This is a genomic window from Paenibacillus sp. P4_E11, from assembly GCF_056401635.1.
The window spans coordinates 1-1,407 of sequence record NZ_JBFUIX010000466.1 but is presented as its reverse complement, the minus strand read 5'-3'; the positions used below and the strand labels follow the sequence as shown (position 1 = coordinate 1,407).

The following is a 1,407-nucleotide window of genomic DNA, read 5'->3' as shown; positions in this document are numbered from 1 at the left end:
CCTTCATTTGAATTAGTCATAATTTAAATGCAGAATTTTACCGTAAGTAAAGATTCGGTAAATTCAAATTTTTATTTCTCAAACCTACTTAAGTAATTGCAGATCAAATTTAATAGTTGTAATTACTGTCGAATAATGGTGCATATATTAATTAAGCTACATAAAGCTAATGACTTTAGAAATACACCATTCTACATATTTCGCCACCATAATATCCAATACCTTCCAAACGCGTGTTCTATTCACTTTAAAGCCTTAACTTCATCCTTCCAACCATCGCACACTATTCATATTGATTTCTATATTATATCCCTGATACCTAGGTATGGTAGGTAGTCCTTGCGAGAGACTAATCATGCAAGTGCCGTACACGGTCAAATCGTGTACGGTTACTGGTTTGTCGTAAGCGCCGGATAAGATGAAGATGGCAAGCGCATACAAATTAAGAGGCTTGCAGTTTAGTCAAATTCCCATAAAAATAAGCTCAGTGTGACCAAACGTGTGACCACGAACAGTTAGGAGCATTATTCCAACATGCAAAAAAGCCTTTAAACACTCGGAAATCCTTGTGTTCAAAAGGCATTTTTCTTTATAGAGCCTAGGGGGATCGAAAGGATGACCGCCACGCTGCCAGTGGAGCGAGAGGGTTTTGTACGTTAGGGAAATAGCGGATGAAAGCTTTGCAGAGCAAGGCTTTTTTGTGTTTAATATTTCTACGTTCGAATGCGACGCGGTGATCGGCTAATTTTTTATTATGTGTTCGAGGAATAACAATCGTACCAATGTTAGAAGAAATCTTAGAAGGATATTCAGAAATTCACTGATATTAATAAGAGTTTGGATAGTATATCGCGCACTCAAATCAAAAAATATGGACTGCTTGATTAGTGTATTTATGGATGTACTAATTCACTCCAATGACTGCTATACTAACGAAAATAATTCAGTATTGTAGGAGTGGTTGAGAATGGATATGGTTCGTTACAAGATAAGAGAAGTATTGGATCGTGACAAAATTGAAGCCTTCCTGAGTAAAGCGCGAATTGGCCATCTCGGTATGGTTGATGGTCAGTTGCCATATGTTGTTCCGCTCAATTTTGTCTGGGTAAATGAGAAGCTTTATTTTCATGGAGCCACAGGCGGGAGACGTAATCAGGTCATGAGTGCGAATCCAGAGGTCTGTTTTACGGTTTGTGAAGAATATGGAACCATTACCGATCCAGTACCAGCTAAGACGGACACTGCATATATGAGTGTTATGATTTTCGGCAAGGCCGAGCTCATCGTTGATCTGGACGAAGCTACATACATGTTGCAGGAAATGCTCCAAAAATATGTGCCTGGTTATTATAACCGCCCGTTGTCCAAGCAGCATGTAGACAAATACAGGTCCGCTGTATTCAATAC

Annotated in this window: 1 protein-coding gene; it reads left to right on the top strand. The window is 39.0% G+C overall.

Translation table 11 applies throughout. From position 1 onward, the window contains the following. Positions 1 to 967: 967 nt before the first annotated feature. Positions 968 to 1,407, top strand: a 440-nt coding sequence (locus AC1DWB_RS35165; protein WP_477545705.1) for a pyridoxamine 5'-phosphate oxidase family protein, incomplete at its 3' end; no start/stop codon positions are given.